General features: G+C 61.2%; 22 protein-coding genes. 14 read left to right on the top strand and 8 right to left on the bottom strand.

Annotation, left to right across the window (positions count from 1 at the left end; all coding sequences use genetic code 11):
- Positions 1–2: 2 nt before the first annotated feature.
- The 12 genes from NN4_RS26495 to NN4_RS26440 all read left to right on the top strand — a co-directional run bounded on the left by NN4_RS26495 (position 3) and on the right by NN4_RS26440 (position 10362).
- Positions 3–410, top strand: a complete 408-nt coding sequence (locus NN4_RS26495) for a phage tail termination protein (RefSeq protein ID WP_222595166.1) — start codon at positions 3–5, stop codon at positions 408–410.
- Between the two features lie 18 nt (positions 411–428).
- Positions 429–1310 (top strand): phage tail tube protein, encoded by an 882-nt coding sequence (locus NN4_RS26490; RefSeq protein ID WP_147136863.1) that lies wholly within the window; start codon positions 429–431, stop codon positions 1308–1310.
- A gap of 92 nt (positions 1311–1402) precedes the next feature.
- On the top strand, positions 1403–1762 hold the full coding sequence (locus NN4_RS26485; protein WP_147136860.1) for a phage tail assembly protein: 360 nt from the start codon (positions 1403–1405) through the stop codon (positions 1760–1762).
- A complete protein-coding gene (locus NN4_RS26480) occupies positions 1714–2145 on the top strand; it encodes a D site-binding protein (protein WP_147136858.1) in 432 nt (143 codons plus the stop codon). The genes NN4_RS26485 and NN4_RS26480 overlap by 49 nt, the downstream gene beginning before the upstream one ends.
- Before the next feature lie 8 nt (positions 2146–2153).
- Positions 2154–5225, top strand: coding sequence for a phage tail family protein (locus NN4_RS26475; RefSeq protein WP_147136855.1), 3072 nt, complete (start codon positions 2154–2156; stop codon positions 5223–5225).
- Positions 5226–5254: 29 nt separating this feature from the next.
- Positions 5255–6139: a phage tail protein gene (locus NN4_RS26470; RefSeq protein ID WP_246181090.1), complete on the top strand. Its 885-nt coding sequence runs from the start codon at positions 5255–5257 to the stop codon at positions 6137–6139.
- Positions 6124–7779, top strand: coding sequence for a Gp37-like protein (locus tag NN4_RS26465; protein ID WP_246181089.1), 1656 nt, complete (start codon positions 6124–6126; stop codon positions 7777–7779). The genes NN4_RS26470 and NN4_RS26465 overlap by 16 nt, the downstream gene beginning before the upstream one ends.
- Positions 7776–8177: a phage gene 29 protein family protein gene (locus tag NN4_RS26460; protein WP_147136849.1), complete on the top strand. Its 402-nt coding sequence runs from the start codon at positions 7776–7778 to the stop codon at positions 8175–8177. The genes NN4_RS26465 and NN4_RS26460 overlap by 4 nt, the downstream gene beginning before the upstream one ends.
- A 7-nt stretch (positions 8178–8184) precedes the next feature.
- Entirely contained in the window at positions 8185–8388 is a 204-nt protein-coding gene (locus NN4_RS26455) for a hypothetical protein (protein ID WP_147136846.1), read from the top strand.
- A complete protein-coding gene (locus NN4_RS26450; protein ID WP_147136843.1) occupies positions 8385–8753 on the top strand; it encodes a hypothetical protein in 369 nt (122 codons plus the stop codon). The genes NN4_RS26455 and NN4_RS26450 overlap by 4 nt, the downstream gene beginning before the upstream one ends.
- Positions 8754–8764: 11 nt before the next feature.
- Positions 8765–9499, top strand: coding sequence for a hypothetical protein (locus NN4_RS26445; protein ID WP_147136840.1), 735 nt, complete (start codon positions 8765–8767; stop codon positions 9497–9499).
- Positions 9496–10362 (top strand): hypothetical protein, encoded by an 867-nt coding sequence (locus tag NN4_RS26440; RefSeq protein ID WP_147136837.1) that lies wholly within the window; start codon positions 9496–9498, stop codon positions 10360–10362. Before NN4_RS26445 ends, NN4_RS26440 begins: the two co-directional genes overlap by 4 nt.
- Here the strand turns inward: NN4_RS26440 and NN4_RS26435 are convergent.
- Both NN4_RS26435 and NN4_RS26430 read right to left on the bottom strand, forming a co-directional pair.
- Positions 10340–10591, bottom strand: coding sequence for a DUF6374 family protein (locus NN4_RS26435; protein ID WP_147136834.1), 252 nt, complete (start codon positions 10589–10591; stop codon positions 10340–10342). The two genes, NN4_RS26440 and NN4_RS26435, sit on opposite strands and share 23 nt — an antisense overlap.
- 44 nt (positions 10592–10635) lie before the next feature.
- Entirely contained in the window at positions 10636–10872 is a 237-nt protein-coding gene (locus NN4_RS26430; RefSeq protein WP_147136831.1) for a hypothetical protein, read from the bottom strand.
- A 1523-nt stretch (positions 10873–12395) separates the two neighbouring features.
- Here NN4_RS26430 and NN4_RS26425 point away from each other — a divergent pair.
- On the top strand, positions 12396–12983 hold the full coding sequence (locus NN4_RS26425) for a hypothetical protein (protein WP_147136828.1): 588 nt from the start codon (positions 12396–12398) through the stop codon (positions 12981–12983).
- A 5-nt stretch (positions 12984–12988) separates the two neighbouring features.
- Here the strand turns inward: NN4_RS26425 and NN4_RS26420 are convergent, their stop codons facing one another.
- The 6 genes from NN4_RS26420 to NN4_RS26395 form a co-directional block, all read right to left on the bottom strand.
- Positions 12989–14215: a hypothetical protein gene (locus NN4_RS26420; RefSeq protein ID WP_147136824.1), complete on the bottom strand. Its 1227-nt coding sequence runs from the start codon at positions 14213–14215 to the stop codon at positions 12989–12991.
- 26 nt (positions 14216–14241) lie between these two features.
- Positions 14242–14739 (bottom strand): hypothetical protein, encoded by a 498-nt coding sequence (locus NN4_RS26415; RefSeq protein WP_147136821.1) that lies wholly within the window; start codon positions 14737–14739, stop codon positions 14242–14244.
- Between the two features lie 82 nt (positions 14740–14821).
- Positions 14822–15175, bottom strand: coding sequence for a hypothetical protein (locus tag NN4_RS26410; RefSeq protein WP_147136817.1), 354 nt, complete (start codon positions 15173–15175; stop codon positions 14822–14824).
- Positions 15175–15393, bottom strand: coding sequence for a hypothetical protein (locus NN4_RS26405; RefSeq protein WP_147136814.1), 219 nt, complete (start codon positions 15391–15393; stop codon positions 15175–15177). Before NN4_RS26405 ends, NN4_RS26410 begins: the two co-directional genes overlap by 1 nt.
- Before the next feature lie 220 nt (positions 15394–15613).
- Positions 15614–15820 (bottom strand): hypothetical protein, encoded by a 207-nt coding sequence (locus tag NN4_RS26400; protein WP_147136811.1) that lies wholly within the window; start codon positions 15818–15820, stop codon positions 15614–15616.
- A gap of 58 nt (positions 15821–15878) precedes the next feature.
- Positions 15879–16370, bottom strand: coding sequence for a DNA-directed RNA polymerase subunit beta (locus NN4_RS26395; protein ID WP_147136809.1), 492 nt, complete (start codon positions 16368–16370; stop codon positions 15879–15881).
- Between the two features lie 185 nt (positions 16371–16555).
- Between NN4_RS26395 and NN4_RS26390 the strand changes: the two genes are divergently transcribed.
- Complete coding sequence (locus NN4_RS26390; protein WP_147136805.1) at positions 16556–17833, top strand: helix-turn-helix domain-containing protein; 1278 nt, start codon at positions 16556–16558, stop codon at positions 17831–17833.
- Positions 17834–17835: the final 2 nt, after the last annotated feature.

The following is a 17835-nucleotide window of genomic DNA, read 5'->3' as shown; positions in this document are numbered from 1 at the left end:
GAATGCCACGCATTCAGGCCGTCGTCATTCCGATCCTTCGAGCCGCCCTGCCGGAGGCCGTGAAGGTCGGTAGCTGGGTTGAGGATCTAGATTATCGCCAGTTTCCGATGATCAACATCCGCTCCCTGGGCGGATTCCGGAACCTGGAACGCCCGGAGGATCTGTCCGCGCCGGTGATCGAGATGACCGCGTACACGGTCGATGGCCTGATCGAGACAGAAGACCTTTACCAGGATGCGCTTTCCGCTCTGTACGACGCGGCCAAGCGTCAAGTACTCACCGAGCACGGATATCTGAACTCTGTGTTCGAAACCATGGGCGCCACGCAATTTTCGTCCCTCTACATGGACAGCTGGCGCGTTCAGGGGTTGATCCGGCTTGGCCTTCGGCCGCCGCGCAAATCTGCTTAGGAGCCTTTTTCTATGGCGTTGAACGACCACGCCGTCATCACACCTGGCGCTGGCTACATCTACGTTGCCGCGCCCGGCACTCTTCCCCCGACCCCGGCCGCTCTCAAGACACTCGACCCGCTGACCTTCGGTAGTCAGGTACAGACGTTGACGATGTCCGGCGGTGCGACCGGCGGCAAGTTCACCGCGAAGGGCGCGACCACTGATACCGCGGTCGAGATCCCTTGGGACGCCAGCGGCGCGAAGGTTGCCGAGCTGCTGGGCACGCTGCCCAGCATCGGCGCTGGTAATGCGATCTATGTGTCGGGTGGGCCGATCAACGCGACCCCGGTAGTGCTCGCCTTCGCCGGACGCCTCCAGGGCAAGGCAATCTCGCTGACGCTGAGCTCGACCGGCTTGATTGGCGGCACCAACCCGGCTGTGGCAGCGGCGGTTACGACCGCGCCGAATGGCTGGAACATCATCGGCCACACCAGCCTGGAAAACCTGCCCGAGATGGCCTACGAGGGCGGGAACACCGAGACCAAGGGCACGTGGCAGAAGAAGGCTTTGCGCGAGGTCGAGAAAGAGGCGATCTCCGATCACATGACCATGCAGCTCCAGCAGTTCGACAGCTCGGGGCTGAAGCTGTACTACGGCAAGAACAACTCGACCGTGGCCGGTGTGTTCGGTGTGAAGGGCGGGTCTGCGCCGGTCAACGAAAAGGCGATCCTGACCTTGATTGTCGACGGTGACGTACGGCTAGGTCACTACGTGCCACGTGCGAATCTCCGGCGCGATGAAGCTATCAAGCTCTCGGGTGAGGACTTCGCGACTCTGCCGGTTCGCGCCACGTTCCTCCAGCTCGGCAATCAGGATCTCTACTCCTGGATCAACGAGGACTTGTTCCCCGCCGAATAGAGCTCGGGGGGTGCGGTCTTCTTGGCGGGCCTCCGCACCCTTCGGTTTCTCTGTGCCCGCCGCATTCTTCCGCTATTTCTGAAAGGCTCGCCATGGCTGCACTTTTCACGCTCGATTCGCTTCGTGAGGAGATCGAGAACGAGTTCGCACCGGTCACCATCCCGCTGCGCGACGGCTCGGAGGTCGTGCTCCGGAACCTGCTGCGTCTGGATAAGAAGGACCGCGACAAGGTACAGGCGCATCTGAAGTCCATGCAGATCGACGCTGAGGACGAGGACGCCGACCTGGAACCGGTGCTGGCGAGTATGCGCGAGGTGATCAAGCTTGCCGCCGAAACCGGCGGGGTGAAACTGCTTCGCGAGATCGGTGATGACGAGCTGCTGTTGCAGCGGGTGTTTCAGCGGTGGATGGAGGCCACCTCGCCGGGGGAAGCCTCGAACTCGCCGGCCTGATCGACAGGTACGGCGAGGAGCTTCTAGCCGACTTCCAGCATCACTACGGCCTGGACCTTCGAGACATCTTCGTCGCCGGATCCGGGCTCAGTCCGCGGCGGTGTATGGCGCTGATAGCGCACCTGCCGCACGATGCCGCCTTCGTCGCGGCATGGCGGGGTGGCCCGCAATACAGAGGGTGGGACGAGGACCGCTATCTCGCGGTCGCTCAGGTCAACGCGATACGCGAACTGTCCTACCTCTACATCTCGGCTCACGCGAAGCGCAGACCCGCACCGCCGGAACCGATTCCGACGCCGGAGGCAGAAACCCGGCGGACCTCGAAACCAAACCAGTTCGCCGAGCTGATGCGCCGCGCTAGGACCGCTGCCAGCTCCGGTTAGGAGTACGCATGGCCGGGCCGGGAGGCACAGAGGTCGACCGGATCTCAGTCCGCGTCGTTCCTAATACAGACGGTTTCCGCAAGAGCCTGGACCGCTTCATCGAGCGGATGGAGCGGACCCTACGAATCCGCGTCCGGGTGGTACCCGACACCCGCGGATTCGAAGACGCGGTGGGCAACACCCGGCAACGGCCGCGCGTTCCTGTTCCTGTCGAGCCGGACTTCGACCGCGAGTTCATGAACCGGATGCGGCGCGAGTTGGGCCAGGCCGCCCGCGCGGCAGGGGCTCGGATTCCGCTCACCCCGGACGGTGACCTGCTGCGGCGCGAGCTGCACCGCCTCATCGGAGAAGCCGAGGGCGCCACGCGTATGCGGTTCGGCGCTGACATGGACCCAGAAGCCATGGCGCGGCTGCGGCGCGACATCGAAGACCAGATCGAACGCGTCCGCCGTTATGGCGAGCAGTGGCGCGAAGTCGACCGTGAGGTCGACCGGCATCGCGAGAACGTGCGCCGCGTCGGCGACGACATCGACAACAGAATTACCAACTCGTTCAACACCTCGATCACCAAGATCCGCCGAGGGTTCTTCACCCTGGGCCGAATCCTGTTGCTGGTCGCGGCGATTGCCTCCCCCGGCCTGGGTCTGATCGTGGGACTGCTCGGCAGTATCCCGGCGTTGGTCTCTGCCGCTGGCGCGGCGTTCGCCGCCATCGCACTGGGCATGGACGGCATCAAACGTGCAGCCCAAACATTGCGTCCCGAGATCGACGCCTTGAAGGCGTCGTTGTCGCAAGAGTGGGAAAACCGGCTCTCCCCGATCTTCCAGCAGATCAAGGACTCCGGAATCTTCGACGTCCTGGACCGGGGCCTGAAGGCGACGGTCAACGGGCTGTCCGACATGGCACAGGGCTTCACCGACGTCGTGACCTCGGCGCGCGGTATGGCGCAGATCGAAACCATCCTCACCAAGACCGGACAGTTCTTCAGCCAGCTGACCGGCTTCACCGTCGACATGACGTCGGCGTTCCTGACGATGGCCGAGTCCGGTGCGAGCAACTTCGGCAAACTTTCGGGGTCGCTCAATAAATTCGGTCAGGACTTCAACGCCCTGATTCAGCGGCTCACCTCTGACGGAACTTTCGATCAGATGTTCACCGGGCTTTCGCAGACTTTCGACGGCCTCGGTGTCATGTTCAATAAATTGTTCGAGGCTGGCGCCCGCGCCATGGGCACAATTGGAAAGCCGCTCGGCGACTTCATGGCGTCTTTCGGAGATTTTTTCGAGCGGACCGAGCCTCTTTTCACGTCTTTCGCTTCGAATTTGCTCAATATCGGATCGCAGATTTTCGATTCACTGGGGCCGATCCTCGAGAAAATGACACCGTCACTGACTAAATTGATGGATCTGCTCGGGAACGGATTGGTCGAAGCCATTCGAATTTTCGGGCAATTTCTCGACCCCATTGCGACGAGCCTGAATAATGCCCTGCTGCCCGCCTTCAAGGCGTTGGAGCCCAGCCTGCCAAAATTGACCGAGGCGTTCAGCAAAATCGCGGTCTCGCTTGGAACCGGTTTCGCTCAGGCGATCGATGCTTTGGCTCCGATTCTGCCTGGGCTCGTTTCCGGGCTCGCCCAATTGGCGGTAGTTTTCGCTGACGGGCTAGCCAAATCGCTTCCGCAAATTATGCCGCTGTTTGTTCAGTTAGTCAAGGTTTTCGCCGATTTTCTGGTCAAGCTCGAACCGCTGATTCCAAAATTGGTCGAATTCGCCGAGGCATGGGTCAATCAAATGATCCAGCTACTTCCGCAACTGACACCGATTTTCGAGAAGCTGATCAGCGAGGTGCTTCCGAAGCTACTCGATATCGTAATCGCGATTCTTCCCTACTTGATCCAGTTTCTTGACTGGTTCACTCGCGCCCTACCGCATATCGGCGCTTTCGCAAGCACGATTCTCACTGTAGCCGTCCCGGCAATCGAATTTCTGCTGACGGTCGTGTCGACAGTGTTCGACCTGATCAAGGGAATAGTCGGCACAGTCCTCGACGGGCTTGTGACGACCTTCCGCACCTGGAAAGCGATCTTCACCGGCGACTGGGAAGCCGCCTGGAACGAAACCACCAACTTCCTCGGACGGACCCTTGAGCGCTGGCTGACGTTCCTGATGGACGCAGCCGACAACTTTACGCAATGGTTCCGGGATCTTCCGCAGAAAGCGAAAGACGCCCTCGGCGATATCGGTAGCTACCTGGTCGAATCAGGTAAAGCTTTGATAGACGGCTTCATCCGCGGCATCAATAGCGCGTTCGAGTCAGCGAAGGGCGCGGTTCAGAGTGGGCTAAGCGCAATTCGCGATCTCTTTCCGTTCTCGCCCGCGAAAGAAGGCCCCTTCTCGGGGCAAGGCTGGGTTCTGTATTCGGGCCAATCGGTAGGCGAAGCATTCGCTGAGGGAATGACCGACCAGCAAAAATCGATCGTTAACGCGGCGACCCAACTCATGCAGGCCGCAAAGGAAGTGTTCGGAGACACCGGACAATTGGGCTTGATCATCATGGTCGGGGCCATCGATAACGCTGGTAAGCAAATTTCGGACACGGCGAAGAAGACCAAGAAATCAGCCACCGAACAACTCACCGCCGGAGTTGCCGAGAACGGCCCTGCCGTCAAGGCTGAGTTCTCCAAGCAGATCGAGCGTGCCATTCCTACCGATCAGATGAAGAGCAAGGGCAAAGAGCTGGCCCTGAATCTGAATGAAGGTGTCGAAGACGGGCTGACAGTCCTACAGAAAACCCTTCGCGCTGCCGCAAACCAGATCGGTGAGGCATTCGGCTTCGAAGATATCGGCGGCAAATGGGACAAGGCCGCCGAGCAGGCGAAGTTCAACGATATTCCCAAGGACTTCATGGAGTCCACCAAGCAGCAATTCTTGTCTGATCTCGGGATCAATGGGTCCGGTTTCCTCCCTCAGCTCTTCGAACAGGGAGCAAAGATCGTTTACAACGTGTCCTCCGTAGAGGAGGTGAACGCGATGGAACGCAACCGCAAGACCCGAGAGAAATCCCAATACCTCGGGAGATAGAAATCGAAACTGTAGTCGAGCTGGAGGGCGTGAACGGTGAAACGTTCACGCTCGCTGGCCCCGACGCCGGGGATAAAGGCGTCTACCTCGGGACTTCTCTAGACGGAATCTACGACCCACCCGTGCGAACGGTGTGGGAGGAACCGGCGAACCTGCCGGGCGCTCGATACCTGGCGCACAAGATCATGCGCCGAGACATCGTGTTCGGCGTCGAGATCCTGAACGATCCAGAGCCCGGCCGGACGTGGCTGGACCGCGACAGCGAGTGGCGTAAAGCCTGGTCGTTCGAGCGGGATTGCAAGCTGTGGGTGACCACCGATTCCGGCCGGCGTTACCTCTCGGTTCGGCTGGGGGAATCGCCGCTGGTCGACATGTCGACCGACCCGACGCTGAACCCGCTCAACCTCACGTTGATGACGGTCATCGCCGGAGACCCGTTCTGGTACGGCGAAGAGAGCGTCCACGAATGGGTTCTCGACCGCGACCTGACGACTACGCCTCTCATCAAGGACGGAGACGTCAATCCGGCCGCGGTGACCCATGAGTTCGACCTCGCCGAGCTCAATCCGACCGATCAACCGGTCTGGCCGATGTGGCTGGTGTCGGCACCGTCGCGAGTCGTCCTGCCGGACTTCTCCTGGCACAGCGATGATTTCGGCGCCCGGCGGATTGTCATGCCGAGCCTCATTGAGGGCGAGGACATCGAGGTCGATGTCGACCCTCGATCCCCGCAGATCGTGTCGTGGTCGGGCTCTCAGGTGTGGGCACGGATGGCCGGTGTGCGGTTCCGCCACCCGATCCCGCCCTACACGCGCAAAGCCCAGCTGCCCGTCACCATCGCACAAGCCCCGGTCGGCGCGAAGATCCAGCTCCGCCTCAAAAGGCCGTGGAGTCGCCCGTGGGGGCTCTGGTGAAGTCAACCATTGTCGACCTCAACGAGGTCCACCGGCAGATCCAAGCTCGTAAGGCGCAGTGGGTCCAGGATCGGCTTCGCAAGGCACTGATCCGGATCTGGGACGGCGACATGCGCCTGTTCGGTGAAGTAGTCGGCGAATTAGCCCACGGGTTCACCTTTGTCGAGAACGACACCGGCACCGCCTACCTCAAGCTGTCCCTGTCGCACTACATCGCGAAATGGATCATCAACCACCGGGGACGCCAAAAAAAGAACGTGATGGTGACGTTCGATAAACAGGGCGCGCGTTGGTCCGGCGCCATGGACAACTACAAGGTCGTCAAAGAAAAAGACGGCCGGACCTACCTTGAGGTGTCATTTCTCCATGATTATGAGCACCTCAAGCACCTGATTATATTTTCGAACCCTTGGCTCCCCCCGGAGCTGCAATTCCCGAAAATATGGGCCGCGTTTGGGCCTGCGCGGTGGAGTTTGTGTATAACCCTTCTTTTCGCCGTCATGAGAAAAGAAGGATCGTGGTGGTCACTTCCGGACGATCCGCTCGATCCGTCGAAATGGTTCAACTTCGATCAGACAACGTGGTCGATGGTGGTCAAGCCGTTCTCGATTCTCAACGACCGATCCGTTTTCGCGCTCGTGTTCTCTCGATTCAAACCGTTCCACGATGTCGCCAAGCAAATCCTTCAGGACGGCCAACTCCACATCGAAGCACGCCGGTATCTGCCCGGCGATCCCCCTCCATGGCCGGGTGCCAAGCTGAAGCCTGGGTGCCTCGTGTTCGGCATCGAAGACAAAAGCGCCTGGACGAATGGTACGAGCTTTGACGGCGATCTGATCAATGGCCTGGTTCGTATGGTTACCTCGATCGGGTCCAATGGCCTCACCGAGAACCGCGACTTCGTCGCGAACCCGAACTTCCCAGATGAGTACTACGATCCGACCTTCCGCGGCACCATGGCCGAGGCTCCCTGGGTTGTGTTCGAAGAGTCTCCATATACCGGTATCGAGTCGTCTGAGTTTATTTACTACGAGGCCACTGATACAAAGGTAGTCATCGGTGGTCATTCCGCCCCCGGCGTGAATGAGGCCCTGGGGGCAACGATCATTGCGGTGGCCGGATTCCTTGGGTCTTTGATCACTCAATCACAAATTGGCTCGGCCGTTGAAATGATCTTGCGGCCTTTGTATACCGACGTGGTCGCCGCATTTCAATCGTGGCAGGACGTCCCCCGGGCACAAGAATTGGGCTGGACCCACTACTACGAGCGATGGGGGTCCGGGGGCGGGGACCGCGCCTATACCTTGGCCGCTTTGGTGGCCCTCCGCGCTGGCCTCTGGGCGTCGCGCCGGAGAACTGCTCATTCGGTAAAGATCGCTGATTCGGTGCCATACCGGTTAGGTGATCAAGGCCAAGGGGATTTTTGGCTAGGAGACCGAGTCGGCACAACGGTTTTGGGGATGCCGGAAAACCTGGTGTACGTCGAGCGCGTCACCAAGATTTCGTATGAGTACACCTCGGACGGGCCGTCTGGCTGGCAAATAGATATCGGCCATCGTGAACCAGAAGACCCGATGATGGCCGCGTTCGATCAGCTACGAGACATTCTGTCAGCACTACAGCAGCTAGGGGTTGTGTGAGCGTCGGTATTCCGAGCCAAGACAACTGCGATGTGGAAAGCCCGGAGGAACATGCGCTCTGGGCTTTGATCCATCTGCCGAACGTCGGCGGTGCGCCGATGGTGACCCACCCGGACATTCTCCGTGGATGGTCAAAACATCTGTACGAGCTTGGGTTTCGGCACCATCCGGAACTCCAGGTGAAGAAGTTCCAGAAGCCTGCGGCCGGTCCACAGTCGCAGTGGAACGCGTCGTCGGCCTGGGTGCCGATCGACACACCCGCACCCGAGACTCGGGTTATCCCCGATATCGAGTCACTAACTGCCGCTGAGAATGCGGCGATGATCGCCCAGTACCGGGCGGCTGGAATGATCCCGGACCCAACTCCGGAGCGGGATCACGCTATCGAATTGAAGTGAGGTTGGAATGGCTGAGACTTTTGCACGCATCCCGGAGCCCGCGCTGATCCGCGGTCTGCTGGTCGCGGTGTCGGCGATCGTGGCTGTAGCGGCTGGCAAGGCGGTTGATACCGCGTGGATCGACTTCGCGACACAGGGTTACGCCCTGGTGTCGCCGCTGTTGGCGGGTCTGTGGATCCGGCCGGCTGTGACGCCCGTAGAGAAGGTGTGACCTCGGGGGGAATCCTCGAAACGGTCGCAACGGTCATCGGTTCCGGCACTGCCGGGGCCGGTGTGACCGCCTGGTTCAACCGTAGGCAGGTAAAGGCCGCTGCGGGCAAGACCGAGGCGGAGGGCGGCATGGTGGACGCGGAGGCGGCCCGGATCATCGCGGACACTGCGGTGGTTCTGGTCGCTCCGCTGCGTTCACAGGTGGAAGCGCTCACGTCGCGGGTAGCGGTTCTCGAATCCGAGAACCGCAACACCAAGTCGCTGCTGAAGATCGCGCTCGACCACATCGAGGAACTACACGAATGGATCAGGGACAACGTCCCGGGCCGACGTCCGCCGCGTCGCCCGACCGCTCTACCTAGGTAAGGAAACGTCACATGACGGCTCCTGGTGCTAATCCGCCGGATGGGGCGTACGTCATCGGGTCGAAGTTTTCCCGGGACATCACCCGAGAGTCGGTGTTGCCGACTATCACCGGTGCCGCTCGCACCAAATACAACGCTGCCGCAGGAGAATTCGGCGGCATCAAAGACAACCTTGCAGAACTGGCCGACACGGTTCGCGACGGCCAGACCGACATGGGCAACCGTCTCGATCTGCTCGAATCCGTTTCCGGATATCAGTCACTGTTCATGGGGAAGTCGTGGAACGTCCTCGGAGGGCGGTGGGTCACACTCCCCTTCGATGAGCAGCTTGGCCCGAACAAGGGTGCCGACAAGTTCCTGAACGGAATCCGATTCAAGTCAAAGGGCTTGTGGCGCAGCGATGCTCACGTAACCTTCGCTCCGGCACCGGCAGAATGGGGCGGCGGAGCCACCCCGGCCGCGGTGCTCGTAGAAGTCAAGCAGGTCGGCGACAACAAGACCTTCACCGCCCATGAGTACGACATCGTGATCACCCAACTCGGCGCGGAGACAGCAGCTTTCAGCCACACGTTCGTGATTCCCGCCGATGATGCGTACTACGTGACCGTCTCGGTCTACCACCCGAAGAACTCGGCGACCGTCTACGGCGGGACGCTGCGCTCCGCGCTGAGTGTCAACCGCTGGGACCTCGGGACAGACAACCCGGCCGTGAAACCGACTGTGCCCAACGGGGGAACACTGGGATGACGACTCCGCACCTCCCGGCCCCGGACAACGCCTACGTCATCGGCGAGAAGTTCGCCCGCGAGCACACAATCGGGAACGTCAAGGACACCATCGCCAACCCGGCCCGCGCCGGCCTCGGCAAAGCGGTCGACGGGTGGGGGCTGTTCCGGCAGAAGCAAGCCGTGACATGGGCTGACCACTACGACGGCCAGAACTCACTGCGTAACCGTGCCGATCTGATCAAGGCAGCCTCCGGTCACTGTTCAGCGTTCATGGGTTACAACTGGGATGTCCCGCCGTCGAAATGGGTTGTGGCGCCATTCGATACCGCCCTCGGACCGTCGAAGCGCGCTGCGGTCGATCCGGCCACGAACGGAATTGTGTTGACGGCGGGCGGGCTGTGGCGCGTGGACGTCCACGCGACCATGTCCGGCTACACGTTGAACCAAACGATTATCCCGATCATCTCCCCGCCGTACTTCACGGTCGTCACGACCTATAACCCGATTCTGCCGCAGTACACCATCGAGGTTGTCAACGCGGACGGCACGCTGTACACAGCCCGGCGGTTCCATGCGATGGCGAACATGTCGTTCGAGCAGTCGGGGCTGTTCGGCGTGAACTTTCCTCAGAGCAGCGCGTTTTCGCACACGTTCGTGATCGACAACATGCCAGCTGAAGCCGACCCCGCCGCCCCGAGCCACTGGAAGACGGTTCGGCTGGGCATCGCGTACGCCCCGGTCAACAACGGCACGTTCAGCTCTGCGTACTGCTCGATCCGCGGCGGCACCCGGCTGTCGTCGATGATCGTGTCCCGCTGGTCTCGCGACGTCGAACACATCAACTACAAGCCCGAGGTCCCTAACGGTGGAACTCTCGGATAGACGATTGCCCCTGGCAGCCTTTCGCGCTGCCAGGGGCTTCGATGTCCCCGAGCTCAACCGGATCGGGCGTCAACTCCAGGAAGACCCGAAGCCCTTCGCCGATCTTTCCGGCCGCGTGCTCCAACTGCTCGGGCGGCAGGTACTTCCCGAACGCAGCCGCGTCTAGCAGCTGGTCACGCACATTTTCCAGGTTCATGGTCGCCCAGTCGCGGCGCGAGAGTTGAGGCATGGGCCGACGATACCTCAAGTCGAACTAATGTTCGACAACTTGGTTTACTCCTCAGCCTCCGCCCGGTCGATACCGTTCTGGACACCCCGCATCGGCAGCTCGGTCTTCATCTCCCTGCACATCTTGCCGAACGATTCGATGACCTTCGATCGGCCCTCCAAATCAGGAGGCGTATCCCGCATCGCCCTGAAGAACATTGCGGCCTTGGCAACGGCCGCCACAACGGCTGGGACCGCCGCCGCACATGCGGTGGCGACAATAACGATGGTTCCACCGTCCACGGAATTTCTTCCTCCCTCTGGATGGCCGAGAGAGGGCTAGTACTCCCCTAGCTCGACCAGATCAAATCTGCTCGACACCAGGGCAAGTCCATATGTGCCGCGGGCTGGTACCACAACGGCGAACTCTGCCCACAGGCTACCGTCGCGATTGGCCGGGATCAACTGCCGGGGACGGAGTGGAGGTGTGGGAGGACAAGCAGGCCGCACCTGAAGGAGCGGTGGCTTGTTCACGAACCGCTCGGCAGTTCGGGTTTGTCGGTGTCGCGGCGGCGGATCGGTCGCAGCTCAGAGCGTGCGTCCTGGTGCATACGTCCTAGCGCCCGGATGATCGCAGGCCGGTCCTTCGGATCTGTCCCGTGCAGCGCATAGAAGAACATGCAGCATCGGGTGACAGCAGCGACCGTAACCGGCATGCCCACTCCGAGAGCGACTGTGGCCCAGTCCATTCAGATCATGCTCCTCTCGCTGATCGAGAGAGGGCATGGGCAGGCCCCAGCTCGACCAGATCGAAGTCTGGTTGAACCAAGGTCCGGCCCGGCGTGGCGGATCTTGAAGTGGTAAAGGCTTCGCGTGGACTGTTGGGGGTTGGCCCCCCACGCCGAAGGGGCCAACAACGAACAAAGAGGACGAATGCCCCTTCGCCACTTTCCACCCCTGGACGGGGTGGAGGAAGTGTGGCCGAGTTTACCGTCGCCGCAGAACTCGGGCAAATATGTCTAGCCCTCCACTCACCTGGGAGGGAATGGAGGTGAGCGAGGGCAGGGTTACCCCGTTACCGCGAGGGCGACGGGTAGCCCGAGCGCACGCCTGGTCGGTCGTATCGGATCGCTTCGGTTAGGCCACACGCGCCGGGGATTACTCGGCACGTCGGGACTGGGATGTTCCGAGCGGTCGGTCTGACTGCCACGTCAGCCCCGTCCGAGTCCGCCTTTACCGGGTCGACCGCTCGTGATCGGAATAGGTTGCTGTGGCCCCTCTGACGGGCGACGGCAACGCGGGCAAGGCGACCCACCCGTAGTGATCTCCCGGGCGCACGGAGTGAAGGAAGGGACCGGCGCGCCGGGAACAGACCTATCCGCCCATGCCGAAACGGCGGGTCGCGATAGGCACTAGCCGGGGCCGTGTTGAACGCTCGAGCCGATGGGCTCAGAGCTGAAGAACGAGCGTCACGCTCGAAGACCGGGCGGCCGGCTGGAGGAGAAAGAGGGATGGCGTCCGTTCGTGGACGCGAGCCTGAAACGGCTAGACTTACGCATGATCCAAGGTCCTATCTTGGGTCCGAACCCCGGGGTGTTACCAGCACCGCCGGGGTTCACTATTTGGTTGGACCACTGACCTTACGCGCGGCCATCCGCACCGTGCAACCTACTGCGGCACAAGATGATTCACGCCATTTTAGTACTGATATGAATATCAGAAGACTCGGCCGTCGGTCGGCTTTCCCTGGACATCGGCGCTCAGCCGAGCAGAGAGAATCTTCGTTGCACCACCAACCGGACGTCAGCTCGGGCACACTTCTTGCTGTGGACTGGATCAAGCTCGGCGGCGTAATCCTCACCGGCATCGGAGTGATCGCAGGCGTGTATTACTACGTGGCGAATCGGCGCAGAAACCGTGTACAGATCACGATCTCGGCCCAGTCGCTCATCACGGATGCGACGGCGGCCCATAGCCTCGAAGTCCGCTACGACGGCCAGGAGGTCAAAAATCCTCACGTGGCATTGGTGATCCTTGAGAACATCGGACCCAAAGATGTGCGTAGCACGGACTTTGACGGCCGCAACCCGCTTCTAATCGACCTAGAGGCGAAGATCCTTTCCCTGGCTTCCGCCTCTGGTCCCCCATTCACCGCTCACGACACCTTTCTCTCACTTAAACCGACGCTATTGCCGAAGCACCGCCAGATTCGGGCCACCGTGGTAGTCGACGGCAAAGTAGATCCCCAGGTCACGTCGTCGCTTGCCGATACTGACGTGTCGCTGAATACCGGTCCGTCTCGGAGCGGTATGTGGCGAGTCAGCACGTTTACCGCCGGAATAGTGGTCACGGCACTTGGCTTCACTCTGGCACTTCTCGTCAACTTACTCATAGAACGCTGGCTCACGGGCTGAATACGTCAACGCCCACGTGGATCTATGCCGCGTGCGCGGTCCTGCCCCTGCCCGGTACCGCCCCGCTCGACGCCAGGCGCGTAGCCGGGTTTCGTCTCAACCGCCGCTGTCGGCGGATGGGCTTGGCCCAAGGCGAGAAGGTTCCTGACTTCGGGCGAAACACCGTGCAGTTGCGCCTGTTCCATCGCTCTTGCCCGTTCCTGGGCTGCCTCGCGTGCTTTCTCGGCGGCTTCACGCCCGGCTCGGGCCTTCTCTGCCGCTTCACGTTCCACCCTGGCAGCCTCGGCCAGCTCCGGGGTACTCCGTTCCCCAACCTCGACGGTTTGTTGCTCTCTGGGCTTATCAGGCACCGGGAACGGAAACTCCCGCGCCGCGAGACGGGCGGCGTCACGTTCCACTTGTTCGATCAGGGCCGCTTTTGCTGCTTCGGGTGACTCTCGTCCCGCGGTGGTCTTCTCGGGCGCTTTGCCTGCCGAGACAGCCCCGGCGCTGAGTCGTTCTTTAAATTCCCTGACAGCCTTCTCGGCAACTGCGCGTGCCGCGCGCTCGGCCTCCGGTGTTACACGGGCCTTAGCCCGCTCGGTTCGTAGTTCAGTCTGCCGTGCACGTTCAGCTTGGACGTAGCGCGGAGCGTCTTCCCTGCCACGAGCAGCGGCCTTTTGGAACTGCTGCGCCGTGCGGAATTTCTCGGCCTTTTCTTTTGCCCTTGCGATTACGCGTATTTTCGCCAGTCGTTCACGGGCTCGGTCGGCCCGTTGCAGCTCGTACGGTCTCACCAATTCGAGCTGCTGACTGACTAGGCTCCGCCCGATCACCATTGCGCGAGCTGCTGCCTCTCGACTTATTTCGACGTGCTGAAACTTACCTTTGGTAGCGTCGGCCGTGTCCTGCATCAATTCGCGCGTCTTGTCGGGGACCTTTTCACCCGCCACTGTTTCCCAGCGAGAGCGGGCTATTTGACCGGCGGCGATCCCAGCGTGCTCTTTGGCTATCTGCTCGCGCGACTCCCGCTCATTGACCCTACCCGACTTCCGCTCGACGCTTTCTATGCCCTGACCTGCGGTCCTCGCGTTATCCAGAATGCGCGGACCCTTAGCGGTCTGTATCCTGAATTGTTTAACCCAGCCCTTATCGGCGGTTTCCCCCATCTCATGCGCCCGGCCCAGTTCGAAGTACAAGCCGCGCTCGTAAGGGGTCAGGTTCTTGCGTACAGCGTCATATTCGTCGGGCATGATGGCGCCCACCCCCGCTTTGAGTTCTACATGCCCTTACGGGCTTTTCGTATGTCCCGCGCGGCCGAGGTGATCACATAGTCGGCCATTTCCGGTCCGTCATCTTCGAGGAACAGATAATCTGTCATTGCGAATATGCTCCGAGACTCGTCGCCGGTTCCGTCGTGCACGGCCGGACTGAAATCGACATACAGCGGAGCGCTACTCCACTCGGGACGATTGGTCCAAGCCATCCCACCGCGACGTACAAAGCATTCACCGTAGAATCGGATGAACTGGTCCGCCGCGTCTCGATTTTCGGGTTCGAGAAATCCGTCTCGACCTCCAAAAAATTGCTTGGTAGCTTCCAGAACTCGTACCGTCAACGGTGGCTGCCACCACTCATCCACGTAGTCGGCCGTGCCGGGGATCGTCTCAATAAGGAATGCCCGTATCTGCGCTTCCATGCGTTCGGGTGCGACCCATTCAAGAAATGCTTGGGTCTTGTCATCGAACTCGATATCGAAACCCATCTGGTCATCCATTGCGGCTTCTCCTCGTAGTGGCCTGGTGGAACGGTGCATCGGTCAAACGGTTCACGGTCAAGGTACAAGCAGGTGGCACCCGTCACGCGGGGCCTGGGGTGTGGTCGCTCCACCGCGTAGGTTTCAGCGTCCAACGGGCGTAGGTCTGTTCAGGTGACACGGTCACCACGTCGACTACCTGTGTGAGGTCATCGGGGACGGCGTTGCCCTCGAAGTGGGTAACGCTGGGTACGATCACGGCGTCGGCCTTCGCCCGTCGAGCCGCCTCGATGAGTTCCTGTACCGGGTCTGCGGTGTTCGCGCCGAAGACTACGGTCTTGGCGAGGTTGTAGCCGAGTCGCCTTGCCGTGCTGCGTATTTGAGTCTCGTTCCACGGCTGCGCTACTCCGGCGATGTCCCGACGGAGGTAGCCGACCGCGATAGGCTTGAGCGTCATCATGGCCCCTCGTAGAGTCGTTCATTCGGGAGTCGATCCAATCCGGTTGTGGCACCGGGGATCACGCTCACGCTGTCGATGTAGCGCCGCTGCTGTTGCTCCTGGACGAAGACCAGTGCCGAGGTAAGGCACGCCGCGAAGTCCAGCGATTCGCCCCGTAGCGTGACGCGTAGATGGACGTCGGGCTCCTCCGGATGCGGGGATGCGTCGGCGTTCATCCGTTCCGCCGATCGCTGCCGCTGTCGGAACATGCTGTCGCCCACTGCTCAGCCAGCCAATTTTCGAGATGATCCAACGAGCCCGACTTCACCGGTTCATGACTGCCTGCGCTGATCAGGGACCATCCGTAGGGTGGACGGTTGTTGCGCTTCAATTCGTATCCGGCGCGGGCGGCTTGCACGGTCACGCGCCGGCGAAGGTCCTCGAACGTGCCCACGGTCACGCCTCCCTCTTCGTCCGCATCTTGGCGAAGTAGTCAGGGTCGATATCTGTGGTGTCATCGACAACCCGTGTGCCGATGAACGGGCACACGCCCGGCACCTGTCCTTCGTGCCAACCGATCTTCCCGGCAACCAACGGAACCCATTTCATGCAAAACCGCGACGGGCACACGACCTTGACCAGCTGGTTCGCCCCGTCATGCATTCCCACACCGCAGTGCGAGAGCTTGATCCACGGGCCACACCCGCACCCACATCCGCAATCAGCCACGATGCACCGCCAACGACTGCGAATCGCGATTGATACCGGTACACGCGCGTATCGCCTCCACCACGACCCTGCCCGAAGGACGAAACGTGTTGCACGGTGGTTCTATCCACCATCTGCTGCCGCCTCGCAGTTCTTCGGGCGGCGACGGCAACGGAATCGTTCCCTTGCGAACGATCATCACGTTCAGCCGGAACAGGTCGTTGAACACCCGCGTGTCGTCATCGGGCACATCAGGCCGTACCAAGAAGCTCCACCGGTTCGAGCCGCCGTGCGCCACGATCGGGCCGACAGCAACGCCGTGGCGCTGCATATAGGTCCGCAGCGCGCCCCCTAACGATCCAGGCATCGTCAGCACGCCGGTACTCCCGGCAGGAAACGTCAGACGCCCCGAACCGGGCGGGTCGATGTTGGCGGGCAGTCCACACACCAACCGGTAGTAGACGCATCGAGAGACTGCGGTGTCACCAAACGGTATGTTCTTCATCGCGTTTCATCCCCCTGCTCGCTTCGAGCGGATAGGTGGCCCGGCCCCCAGGGGTTTAAAGGGGTGAGGGTGACTCGGTCCGACCTCGAGGCACCTACCGGGCGCACTCCTAGACAAGCAGCGAACGACCTGGAGATGTATGGATTCTTGTCCACACGTGTCCACAAAACGGTTAGATCGAGGGCATGGACCCCCACGCCGCAGTCGTCGGGGCGCAGCTCCACGCGGCCCGCGAAGCCGCCGGGATATCCCTGCGTGGGTTGGCGACCCAGATACCGTTCAGTAAGTCGGCCCTCAACTACTACGAGTCCGGAGAGCGCACGCCCACGGCCGATGTCATAGCGTGTTACGAAAAGCGTTTCGGTCAGATCCGAGACCCTGTTGATACGCTCGCGAACCTCGGAAGGGCTGATGTGGAACGGCGCTCTTTCCTACGTGTCGGGTACTCCACAGCCATCAGCGCTTCCGTGTTGCTCCCTGGCTGGCTCGTTCCGGCGGCGTCTGACCTGTCGCAGAAGAAGTCAGGTAATAGGCACGTGGGCGCAGCGGATGTTGCCGCTGTGCGAGAAATGATGCGCTTGTTTTCCCAGATGGATCAACGCCTGGGCGGAGGGCACGGTCGGACGGCTATTGCTCAGTACCTCACCAGCGAGGTGACGAGCTTCCTAAAGGGTTCCTTCGCGAGCGCAGCCGTGCGGCGCGACATGTTCGCAGCAGCGGGCGAAATGGCGTATCTGGTCGGATGGATGGGGTTCGACAACGACGAACACTCTGTCGCCCAACGGTTCTTCGTCGCCTCGACCAAGCTCGCCGCCGAGGCAGACGACGCTCCGCTGGTCGGCCATGTCCTGCGTGCGATGGCGCACCAGGCCGTCGACCTTGGCCACCATCGGCAAGGTCTACAGCTCGCCGAAGCATCGGTCGAAGGCGCCCGCTACCGAAACGCGTGCCCTCGTGAACGTGCGCTACTGAAAGTGGTACACGCCAAAGCATTGAGTGCGGCGGGACGACGCACAGAATCGGCGAGAGCGCTTCTCAGAGCTGAAGAGGATCTGGCGGCGGCGTCCAGCTCAGATACTGAGCCTGCTCGCGTGTTCTTCTTCTCCGAAGCGAGTCTCGCGCACGAAACCGCTTGCTCATTGCGCGACGCGGGTGACCTGTCCGGAGCCGCGGATCAGTTCGAGCTCAGCGTCCGCAAGCGCCAGGCTAAGACGTTCACCCGAACCCACGCGGTAACGCTCGGCTATCTGGGCACCGTCCAGGCGAGAAGCGGGAACCTCGAACAGGCTTGCGCCACATGGAAATCAGCGCTTAACGCAATGGCCGGCGTGCAGTCGGGGCGCACCCGGAACGTTGCCCGTGGGATCCGCGCAACTGTGGCTCCCTACCTCGGACGACCGATCGCCGATATACAAGAGATTGACGAGCAAGCCGCAGACTATCTAGCGGCCATCGGAAAATAGGA

Source organism: Nocardia ninae NBRC 108245 (assembly GCF_007990755.1).
Taxonomy (GTDB): domain Bacteria; phylum Actinomycetota; class Actinomycetes; order Mycobacteriales; family Mycobacteriaceae; genus Nocardia; species Nocardia ninae.
The sequence above is the reverse complement of the archived record's forward strand: the minus strand, read 5'-3'. Positions and strand labels throughout refer to the sequence as shown.

What these genes read in the sequence shown, in the direction of transcription:
- NN4_RS26410 (WP_147136817.1), bottom strand. Translation starts at nt 15,175, where the DNA reads ATGACGCTCAAGCCTATCGCGGTCGGCTACCTCCGTCGGGACATCGCC.
- NN4_RS26475 (WP_147136855.1), top strand. Translation starts at nt 2,154, where the DNA reads ATGGCCGGGCCGGGAGGCACAGAGGTCGACCGGATCTCAGTCCGCGTC.
- NN4_RS26420 (WP_147136824.1), bottom strand. Translation starts at nt 14,215, where the DNA reads ATGCCCGACGAATATGACGCTGTACGCAAGAACCTGACCCCTTACGAG.
- NN4_RS26440 (WP_147136837.1), top strand. Translation starts at nt 9,496, where the DNA reads ATGACGACTCCGCACCTCCCGGCCCCGGACAACGCCTACGTCATCGGC.
- NN4_RS26435 (WP_147136834.1), bottom strand. Translation starts at nt 10,591, where the DNA reads ATGCCTCAACTCTCGCGCCGCGACTGGGCGACCATGAACCTGGAAAAT.
- NN4_RS26495 (WP_222595166.1), top strand. Translation starts at nt 3, where the DNA reads ATGCCACGCATTCAGGCCGTCGTCATTCCGATCCTTCGAGCCGCCCTG.
- NN4_RS26485 (WP_147136860.1), top strand. Translation starts at nt 1,403, where the DNA reads ATGGCTGCACTTTTCACGCTCGATTCGCTTCGTGAGGAGATCGAGAAC.
- NN4_RS26455 (WP_147136846.1), top strand. Translation starts at nt 8,185, where the DNA reads ATGGCTGAGACTTTTGCACGCATCCCGGAGCCCGCGCTGATCCGCGGT.
- NN4_RS26395 (WP_147136809.1), bottom strand. Translation starts at nt 16,370, where the DNA reads ATGAAGAACATACCGTTTGGTGACACCGCAGTCTCTCGATGCGTCTAC.
- NN4_RS26415 (WP_147136821.1), bottom strand. Translation starts at nt 14,739, where the DNA reads ATGGATGACCAGATGGGTTTCGATATCGAGTTCGATGACAAGACCCAA.
- NN4_RS26405 (WP_147136814.1), bottom strand. Translation starts at nt 15,393, where the DNA reads ATGAACGCCGACGCATCCCCGCATCCGGAGGAGCCCGACGTCCATCTA.
- NN4_RS26390 (WP_147136805.1), top strand. Translation starts at nt 16,556, where the DNA reads ATGGACCCCCACGCCGCAGTCGTCGGGGCGCAGCTCCACGCGGCCCGC.
- NN4_RS26445 (WP_147136840.1), top strand. Translation starts at nt 8,765, where the DNA reads ATGACGGCTCCTGGTGCTAATCCGCCGGATGGGGCGTACGTCATCGGG.
- NN4_RS26400 (WP_147136811.1), bottom strand. Translation starts at nt 15,820, where the DNA reads ATGCATGACGGGGCGAACCAGCTGGTCAAGGTCGTGTGCCCGTCGCGG.